Below are 9,551 nucleotides of genomic sequence, written 5' to 3' on the forward strand. Positions count from 1 at the left end.
AGGATCAGCCGGGGTTCCCGTGTCTTGTTCCTCTTTTTCATAAGAACGGATGGAGAGGAATACTTCTGATGAAACGCAGCGTCAAGCTTAGTCGGTTCGCATCGCCTCCTTTTATATTGGTCATCGGATATGTATTGATTATTGCATTGGGTACTTTACTGCTGATGCTTCCTATTGCCAATCATGGTGGACATGCTCCGCATTGGATTGATTCGCTTTTTACGTCCGTCTCTGCTGCTTGTGTCACAGGATTGGTCGTTGTTGACGTCGATTCGACCTATACGGTATTTGGAGAAACCGTCATTTTGGTGCTGATGCAGCTAGGCGGGTTGGGGTTTATGACCTTAGCGACCCTGTTTGCGCTGTTATTGGGACGACGGCTATCGTTGAAGGATCGGCTGCTGCTTAAGGAAGCGATTAACGCCGATAGCATGGAAGGGATCGTGCGCATTATTCGCAAGGTGCTGATCTTTTCTTTTACCATTGAAGCAATTGCGGCTGTCGTCTTAGCTTTGCGGTGGATGCGAGAGATGCCGGTCGGACAGGCGATATATTATGGGATTTTTCATTCCGTATCCCTCTTTAATAACGGGGGATTCGATCTGTTCGGAACCAGCTTTCAGCAATACGCAGGAGATTTTGTTTTCAATATGATTGCATCTGTGCTTGTAATTTCGGGAGGATTGGGTTTCCTTGTACTAAGCGATTTGTTCGACTTTCGTCGTGCCCGGAGACTGACTTTACACTCTAAAATGGTGCTAAGCGTGTCGGGAGCGCTCATTGTAATTGGTGCGCTGGTTATATTTATTTTTGAGTTTACCAATGCACGAACCTTGGGTGGACTGAACTGGGAAGGCAAAGTATATGCCGCTGTCTTCCAATCCGTCTCCACGAGATCATCGGGTACAAGCACAGTCGACATCAGCGGGTTAAGGCAAGCCAGTCAATTTTTTATTATGCTGCTGATGATTATCGGTGCTTCTCCAGGCTCTACTGGAGGAGGAATTAAAACAACTACGTTTCTGCTTATGGTAGGTGCGTTAATCGCCGTCATGCGAGGACAGAAGGAGATTGTGTTTTTCCGTCATAGGGTTCCTCAAGATATCATGATGCGGGCGTTGACCATCATTGTAATGGCGCTATTTATATTCTCGATTGTGGTTATACTGCTCTTAATGACAGAGGATGCTCCATTTCTCTCTCTTGCCTTTGAGGCGGCTTCTGCAATCGGAACGGTAGGGTTGTCTGTAGGAGTGACGCCAGGATTGTCTGACGCAGGCAAGCTGATTATTTGTGTGACCATGTTTATTGGTCGAATCGGTCCTCTTACGATCGCCTATGCCATTCGCCCACGTTCGACCAAGACGTTGTACCGTCGTCCTGAAGGACATATTGTAATTGGATAGCTTTTCTATATAAAAGATGCACCCGTGCTGATGACAGGGGTGCATCTTTTTTTATTGCACATATCATAATCCTTTATTTGCAGCATATTATGAAAAATGCCCAATTTGAGAATAAGAGGAAATGGACTAAATAACCAAAATTCTTTTGTAAAAAAACGGCTATTTGTTTCCTTTTATGTAATTATAGACAAAATACTAGGAATATTATGTATAATATTGTATGATAGTGGGCATGAAGGGGGGGACTTAGGGGAATACCAATTTCAAATTTGAAAGGAATCGTCCATTATGTATTTATTTATTATTAGTGCTGAGGTTTTGTTTTGGGTTTTTGTTGTTGCAGGGTTAGTCGCAAGGTATATGTTTGGGTTGAAGAAATTAGGGGGCCTTCTTTTACTCTTTACCCCAATTATTGATATCCTGTTACTGATTGCGGTGTTCATCACGGTGAGAAGTGGCATGGAGATTACGACTGCTACTGGCCTGGCAGCCTGTTATTTTGGTATTACCGTAGCGTTTGGTCATAGGTTAATTAAGTGGGCGGATGTACGATTCTCTCATTGGTTTGGTAAAGGACCTAAGCCTGAACGCAAGTATGGTGCTGCGCATGCAAAAGAGGAACGGATAGGTTGGCTGCTTCACCTCTTGGGCTGGGCTATAGGCAACGCTTTGTTGCTCGCCATCATTGTATATGTAGGTGATCCGCAGCGTACGGCGGCATTGGAGGGCATTATGCAAACATGGGCGATCGTTCTGGCAATCGACTTTGTTGTCTCCTTTAGCTATACGGTAGCTCCTAAAAAACATAAACATAAGGCTTAGCGAAGAAGAATAGAGCCTCAAGCTTGAACCGAATCAGGCTGGTCACTCAGAATGTTCAAATCGGGAGAGTCATTGCTGGTGAAAATGAAGTGATTACTTTCGATAATGGGATGAGTCTATCGCTGGAATGGAAATATTTATAATAGTATGATATTTTTATGTTAAAATCACTTTGACAGTCACCTTATTGTTGCCTCTCTACTTTTTTCACACGCATGGACTCCTTTCGATTTGGACACAGACCAATAAAAACAGCATTCACAATTTTTAAAATATTCTTGGCATCTGCCTAAAACGGCGCCTATATAAGTTTGGCAACTGACGAGATAATATTCCAGGAAAGATTATATATGTCTATATATGTAGACAAACTCAATTAAGTTGTTATTATGTTTAAAAATGTAAAAAAGAAAGGTGGTTTCTGTGGCAGTACTACTGAGTGGAAAAAACATTTTGATTATGGGTGTAGCTAATAACAGGAGTATTGCCTGGGGGACAGCCCAATCTTTAGCTGCGGAAGGAGCAAATCTCATTTTTACTTACGAAAATGAGAGGGTTGCAGAACGGGTGCTAAAGCTCGCTGAAACCATTCCGGGTTCCATTGTCTGTCCTTGCAATGTACAGAGCGATGAAGAATTAGACGCGCTGACGGATTTTCTTAAGGAGAAGGTAGGCGTCTTACACGGATATTTCCACAGTGTTGCGTTTGCTAAGGCTGAGGATTTGGAGGGCTTGTTCGTCGACACTTCTCGCGAGGGATTTGCAGTTGCTCAAGAAATCAGTGCCTATTCTCTGGCTGCTGTATCCCGCCGCGTATATCCGCTGATGACTGAGGGTGGAAGTATCGTCACCATGACGTATATCGGTGCAGAACGAGCCATCAAGAATTACAACATTATGGGTGTAGCAAAGGCTTCACTAGAAGCCAGCATGCGCTATCTGTCGAATGATCTGGGTACTTATGGCATTCGTGTAAATGCAATTTCGGCTGGTCCTATACGTACTTTGGCCGCCTATGGCATTAAAGATTTTAACACAATGCTAAAGCATATTGAAGAAACTACGCCCCTACGCAAGACGGTCGATACGTCCGAAGTCGGAGATACGGCGTTATTCCTATTTTCCCATTTATCGAGAGGCATTACGGGTGAAGTGATCCATGTAGATGCTGGATACCATATTACGGGGATGTAAGGAGGGAACGTTGTGCTTATTACGCATACGGATTGCCGTATTATCTCACCTGAAGGAATTATGAGCAGGGAGCGCCTGGAACGGGACGTGGCGATCTTCTCACGGATGTTGACTCTCAGAGGAATTCCTGAAGACGGTAGAGTGATTCTAAAAGCGGCCAATTCCTATTGGTTTGTTGTATCTCTGTTCTCCCTGTGTCATCTCGCAGTCTCGGTAACTGTGGTGGACGAGCAGACTGTAATTGATGAGGTGGCCCAAATCTATGATGAAGCGGGTGCCTGTTGCATCCTGACGGATTCCGATTTAGAACTTCCTCATGCTCTCGTTATTCTGATTCAAGATCTCATTCAAGAAGAAGCAGTACACCCGTATTGGGTGGGAGAGCCAAAGTCCGAAGCCCTCGACTTTAACAAGTGGTGCGAGAGATCTGATGCGCTCATTCTGTATTCTTCAGGTACGACGGGAAAACCCAAGGGAATCGTGAAAGCTGGTTCAGCTTTTATGGAGAATATCAGGCATTCTATACACGCTATGAACTACATACCGTCTGACCATATGCTCCCTGTGGTGCCTTTCTCTCATTTTTATGGAGTTTCACTTATCTTCTCCTGGTGGTTAACCTCATGTTCTCTCATCATCTGCAATCCAAAAAACCTCTGGAGCGTCATTGCAAGTATTACGAAAGACCGGGCGACGGTCGTAGACGCTAACCCCTCTGCTTTTTACACCTTGTTGCGTATGCTAAGCCGAAAACCCGAACAGCTGGAATTGATCAAGCAATCTCCAGTCCGCATGTGGTGCGTAGGCGGTTCTCCACTTACCCAAGACCTCGAAGAGAAATTTAACAACATATTTGGACAGCCCCTGCTGAATGGTTATGGCCTTTCTGAACTGGGCAACGTTACGCTGGGGACGCTGGATTGTCCGAAGGGTTGTGGCAAACCATTACCCGGTGTGGATTTGAAAATACTTGATTCTACAGGCAACCAGCAGGCAGACGGTATCGTAGGCGAAGTGTGGATACGAAGTGCCGGATGTATGGAAGGTTATCTGAATCGTCCAGACCTGACACAATCTGTTCTACAGGATGGCTGGTTCAAGACGGGAGATCTAGGCTATCTGGATGACGGAATGCTGTATGTTATTGGTCGCAGCGGTAAGACGGTCAATCGGATGGGCTACATGGTCTCTCCAGTCTATATCGAAGACCGAATTGGTTCGCTAGGTTACCGATCCTGCGTGATTACTTTGGAGGATGAGGCAAAAGGGACTTTGCTTGTTGCATTCATCGAAAGTGAATCCCCACAGGTCTTACCTGTGCTCCGCAAAGAGATGAATCGGGTGCTCCCTTCTTACATGTTTCCCGATCTTTTGCTTCCACTCGATCATTTTCCTTTAAATCGCAATGGAAAAGTAGATCGTCTGGAGATGGAGCGAACTGCTCTAGAGAAAGCTGCTTCTCGCAAAGCATAACAAAATATTTATCAAAATCGCATATAGGAAAGGGAGAATGTGCCATGAGTATAAATCCAGAACTGGCAGAAAACACGCTGTTTTTGAAAAGGCATGAATCTATTCTGAAATGCCTCAATTATTTGATTGAAAATCGGCAAGAAGTGATGGATATTCTCACGCAGTTTTCATCCTATCGGGCCGCCAATGCAGAAATTGACTCCACGATCCTCACACTTCAAGGTGCATTGCAAGAAGTGCAGACCCATCAGCCAAGCTGGCAACGATCTATGGCTGTATTCATGCCCTCCAACGTCATTTTGTACTCTTATGCATTATACCTCTTGATTCCATCCCTGTACGTTGAAAATATAGACTTTCGCCCTTCTTCTCACGTAAACGAGTACGTCAATATGCTGCATGAAAAGCTCCAGGCTGTACATGAGTTACCCATCTATATTCGTAAAGTTAGCCAGAAGGTGTTCATGGAAAACTCCGTGATGCCGGCTGATATTGTGGTGTTTACCGGAAGCTACACCAATGCGGAGAAGATCAAAAAGCAGATCCGCAAAGATCAGCTCTACATTTTTTATGGGCAAGGGATCAATCCTTTCATCATTGGGCCAGATGCCGATCTGGAGCTGGCGGTTACTGATGTGATCCGCATGAGATTGTTCAACTCTGGACAGGACTGCCTGGGACCTGACATCATCCTGGTACATCAAGAGGTGAGTGAGCCATTCAAAAACTTGCTGATTCAACGGCTTGACGAACTCGTATTTGGAGCCAACAATGACCCGAATGCGAACTACTCCCCTATATTCTATAAAGACACGCTATATTCGGTTTCTGAATATTTTAATACAAACGATAAGTTTATTATTTATGGCGGCGGCATTGATTTCCGTACGAAAAAGATGGAGCCAACGGTTGTATATAGCGAATTGGATCAGAACTTGGAGATTATTGAGTATTTTTCACCAGTGTTCAATGTAGTTAGCTACCAAGACGACGAGCAATTGATCAAACGCATTTCCTCCAGTTATTTCAGCGAACGGGCAATGGGTTGCAGCTTATACGGGTCGGAGCATCTGACTGATGTTCTACGAAAGAAGCACACATTGACCATTAATCAAACACTTGAGGATGTGGATCAAGGCAATAAGCCTTTTGGTGGCTATGGCACGATGTCGAACTATATTTTTTATGATTATAAGCTCGTTTCGAAGCCGATCTTGATCTCGGAAATTGTCGCAGAATATTTGTCAGAAAAGAGGAGTTTGGTATGACCGCAAGTATATCCCCCTGGGATGCCATCATTGGCTACTTACAGTCGGCTGGGGTTCAGCACCTCTTTGGATTACCAAGTGACGATCTCAATATCGTAGCGTCACTCCCCTCATCCGGTATGGATTTTATTCTCTGCAAAGATCAGCGTAATGCTGTATTTATGTCCGCAGGCTATGCGCTCACAACTAACCAGATGTCCGTGTGTGTTGTGGGGAAAGGTCCTGCGCTTAGCAATACACTTACGGGGCTGCTGGAAGCCAAGAACCTGGGTGCCCCGCTACTGCTTTTGGCGCTTGGCACCGGAGGAGACAAGCTGGGTACCCGATCCTTTCAAGAAGCCGATCAAATCTCACTCGTGAAGCCACTCGTAAAATGGGCTTACCGTGTCGAGCATGTGGATCGGCTTGTATGGGCAATGGAGCGGGCTGCCTTTTTGACTATCAATGGAGCACCGGGACCTGTCTATATCGAACTACCCGAAAACCTGATGGACCAGCCTGTGCCCACAGAGCTTCAGTTTGCCCCGCCAGAAAAGCTGTCGTGCTCTCCATCACTTCGGGAGTTGGATGCGGCATGGAGCATTATTGAGACAGCCCGCAGGCCACTTATTCTAGTGGGAGGCGGAATGAAGTCAGGAACAGGTGATGTCATTGAGCGGTTCGCAAGCCAACATGGAGCAGCCTTGTTCGCGACTGCCTCGGGAAGAAGCGCAATTAATGAAGATCATGCACTTTTCTGTGGTGTTGCCGGGCTTTATACCGATCTGAGTCTGAGGCAAATCTGGAATGAATCTGATGTAGTTATTACCCTGGGCAGCCGATTGGAAGAAACGGCTACATTCGAGTGGGATATTTTGCTGCAGGATACGCCTTTGATTCAAGTCAATGTAGAGCTGGAGGATTTCGCTCACGAATTCAGGGGCATTAAGTTGCTTGGTGACGGATATGCGGCAGTGGAGCAATGGCTTGAACGACGCGGGCAAGAGCCTGATGAGGCATGGCTTGAAACGATCGGGAGATGCAAACAGAAGGCTTTTTCTCAGAGGGCTAATTATCTGGAAGAGCTGAAAAGGGCCCCCGGCATCCACGTTCCAGAGCTGTTGGACATGATTCAGGCAGAGTTCCCTGAAGACCTGGTGCTTTTACAAGAGAACGGATTGCAGGATATGTGGTCTTACTTTTATCCATATTTCCGTTTTGCCTCAGGCTCACTTTCGATTGTTCCCAGTGATCAAACGAGTCTCGGCTTCGGTGCGGCCGCTGCTCTGGGGGCAAGTGTGGCGACAGAACGCCCGGTAGTAGCGCTTGTAGGTGACGGTGCATTCAATCTATTTTGTTCAGATTTTATGACGGCGGTACAGTATCAAATACCAGTAATTTATCTTGTACTTAATAATGGCGGCTACGGTTGGCTGCAAAATCAGATGAATTATAAGCATATCTCAGGACAGGACTTCCCATTTGTTTCGGAGGCGGTCAAAACAGGAATCCAAATTCCCCAGTATGAGTTTGTCGAAAGTCTGGCGATCCGGAGCAAGGGGGAGGCTCGGGAACAGCTTCAGCTTGCTTGGCAAAAGTACAAGGAGAACAAGCTTGTGGTCGTCGAGGTATTTGCTGATCTTGCAGATGTGCATGAGAAAATTAGTCATGTATATGGCGACTTTCCTCTCTACGAGCAACAGGCTTCCAAGAATTAATTTCAGCGAAGGACGTGGGTATGGTGAGAAGACGTGTTGTAGTGACAGGACAGGGAGTCGTAACGCCGGTCGGGCTTCATCTTACAGATTTCTGGAATTCATTGCTGGAAGGAAAAAGTGGAATCGGACCTGTCACTGTTTTCGATACAGCAAATATACCAACAAAAATTGGTGCGCAGGTTACGGGCTTTGACCCGTTGGAGTATATGAGCAAAAAGGAAGCGCAAAAGGTTGCACAGTTCACTCAATTTGCCTTGGCGGCTGCCCGCCAGGCAGTCGAGCAATCGAAGTTAGTCATTGATGAACGGAATGCAGGCCGTGTGGGTGTTATCGTCGGTTCTGGGGCAGGCGGTCTCGATGTCATAGAGGAGAACTACCGGAAACTAACAGAGCTGGGTCCTAAAAGGGTTTCGCCTTATTTTGTTTCCTCAATGATGATTAATTCTGCGCCTGGCGAAATCTCTATTGCTATTGGAGCAAAGGGACCCTCGTTTGCCGTAGTTACAGCTTGTGCTACAGGAAGCAATGCCATCGGCGAAGCATTACGTACGATCCAGTATGGCACGGCTGATGTCGTAGTAGCTGGAGGAGCAGAGGCCAACTTTAGTCAGCTTGATTTGGCATCTTTTGCGAATATTCACGCTCTCTCCAGACGTAATGAAGAGCCACAGAAGGCCAGTCGCCCGTTTGATACGGATCGCGATGGCTTTGTCATCGGTGGAGGAGCAGGGGTTCTAGTGTTGGAGGAGTTGGAACATGCCTTGAACCGGGGGGCCACCATTTTGGCTGAAGTGGCGGGTTACGGATGCACAACAGATGCATATCATATCACGGCTCCAGATCCCTCAGGCTCCGGCCCGGCAGAAGCGATTAATATAGCACTGCAAGATGGCGGCTTGACACCGCAGGAGATTGACTATGTCAATGCCCACGGTACGAGTACGCCGTTTAATGACCGAATGGAGATTAACGCTATTCAAAAAGTATTTGGAGAGCATGCTCCCCGTTTGGCGATATCGTCTATTAAATCCATGACAGGCCATTTAATGGGCGGTGCAGGGGCAGTCGAATTAATTGCAACGGTACAGAGTATGATCCACAGCAAAGTACCACCGACACTCAATTGCGACAATCCCGAAGCCCCTGAACTGAATTTTGTACCGCATGTATATCAGGAACGTGAAGTCCGTGCGGCGATTAGTAACTCTTTTGGCTTTGGAGGGCACAACGTCTGTCTTGCCGTTCGTAAGTGGGAGGGGGTATAAGCCTGTGAGCGAAGAGCTAATCCGTATTGAGGATGTGCTTCCGCACAGGTACCCATTTCTTCTGCTCGATGGCGTGACCGGGTACGAAACGTCGCAATGGGCGAAGGGGTACAAGCTTGTTACCCGGAGTGAGTGGTTTATTACAGAGGCTAATCCATACATGCCTCCTATGCTGATCGTGGAGTCGCTTGCACAATTAGCGGCATTCGCTGCGATTGACAAAAGGGGTATTTCATATCTGACCAACCTCAATGGCGTTCGTTTCCATAGCTTCGCGAAGCCTGGGGACCGAATTGACCTCTATTTTGAAGTGGTCAAGCGTCGGCGTGGTTATATTCTCGGAAGTGGTCGGGCTACCGTAGGCGATCGACTGGTGGCTGAGGCGGAGGAAATTGTTTCACTTGATCAATGACGGAGTGGAAGCGC

8 protein-coding genes are annotated in these 9,551 nt (G+C 46.6%); all 8 read left to right on the forward strand.

Annotated features, from left to right (window positions below):
* The first annotated feature begins 68 nt into the window (after nt 1–68).
* The 8 genes from EGM68_RS00850 (at nt 69) to EGM68_RS00885 (ending at nt 9,537) form a co-directional block, all read left to right on the forward strand.
* Complete coding sequence (locus tag EGM68_RS00850; RefSeq protein ID WP_040102440.1) at nt 69–1,406, forward strand: TrkH family potassium uptake protein; 1,338 nt, start codon at nt 69–71, stop codon at nt 1,404–1,406.
* A gap of 288 nt (nt 1,407–1,694) precedes the next feature.
* Nucleotides 1,695–2,228, forward strand: a complete 534-nt coding sequence (locus tag EGM68_RS00855; RefSeq protein WP_013368711.1) for a hypothetical protein — start codon at nt 1,695–1,697, stop codon at nt 2,226–2,228.
* A gap of 423 nt (nt 2,229–2,651) precedes the next feature.
* On the forward strand, nt 2,652–3,422 hold the full coding sequence (gene fabI / locus EGM68_RS00860; RefSeq protein ID WP_063208412.1) for an enoyl-ACP reductase FabI: 771 nt from the start codon (nt 2,652–2,654) through the stop codon (nt 3,420–3,422).
* A 12-nt stretch (nt 3,423–3,434) separates the two neighbouring features.
* Nucleotides 3,435–4,895 (forward strand): class I adenylate-forming enzyme family protein, encoded by a 1,461-nt coding sequence (locus EGM68_RS00865; RefSeq protein WP_013368714.1) that lies wholly within the window; start codon nt 3,435–3,437, stop codon nt 4,893–4,895.
* A gap of 44 nt (nt 4,896–4,939) precedes the next feature.
* Entirely contained in the window at nt 4,940–6,163 is a 1,224-nt protein-coding gene (locus EGM68_RS00870) for an aldehyde dehydrogenase family protein (protein WP_013368715.1), read from the forward strand.
* Nucleotides 6,160–7,860, forward strand: coding sequence for a thiamine pyrophosphate-binding protein (locus EGM68_RS00875; protein WP_129548509.1), 1,701 nt, complete (start codon nt 6,160–6,162; stop codon nt 7,858–7,860). Before EGM68_RS00870 ends, EGM68_RS00875 begins: the two co-directional genes overlap by 4 nt.
* 20 nt (nt 7,861–7,880) lie before the next feature.
* Complete coding sequence (fabF, locus tag EGM68_RS00880) at nt 7,881–9,125, forward strand: beta-ketoacyl-ACP synthase II (protein WP_013368717.1); 1,245 nt, start codon at nt 7,881–7,883, stop codon at nt 9,123–9,125.
* 4 nt (nt 9,126–9,129) lie between these two features.
* Complete coding sequence (locus EGM68_RS00885) at nt 9,130–9,537, forward strand: 3-hydroxyacyl-ACP dehydratase FabZ family protein (protein WP_013368718.1); 408 nt, start codon at nt 9,130–9,132, stop codon at nt 9,535–9,537.
* Nucleotides 9,538–9,551: the final 14 nt, after the last annotated feature.

This window comes from Paenibacillus sp. M-152 (genome assembly GCF_003856555.1).
In the GTDB taxonomy this organism is placed as follows: Bacteria; Bacillota; Bacilli; order Paenibacillales; family Paenibacillaceae; genus Paenibacillus; species Paenibacillus polymyxa_C.

Coding starts and splice junctions, on each gene's coding strand:
- EGM68_RS00875 (WP_129548509.1), top strand. CDS start 6,160: ATGACCGCAAGTATATCCCCCTGGGATGCCATCATTGGCTACTTACAG.
- EGM68_RS00855 (WP_013368711.1), top strand. CDS start 1,695: ATGTATTTATTTATTATTAGTGCTGAGGTTTTGTTTTGGGTTTTTGTT.
- fabF (WP_013368717.1), top strand. CDS start 7,881: ATGGTGAGAAGACGTGTTGTAGTGACAGGACAGGGAGTCGTAACGCCG.
- EGM68_RS00850 (WP_040102440.1), top strand. CDS start 69: ATGAAACGCAGCGTCAAGCTTAGTCGGTTCGCATCGCCTCCTTTTATA.
- EGM68_RS00870 (WP_013368715.1), top strand. CDS start 4,940: ATGAGTATAAATCCAGAACTGGCAGAAAACACGCTGTTTTTGAAAAGG.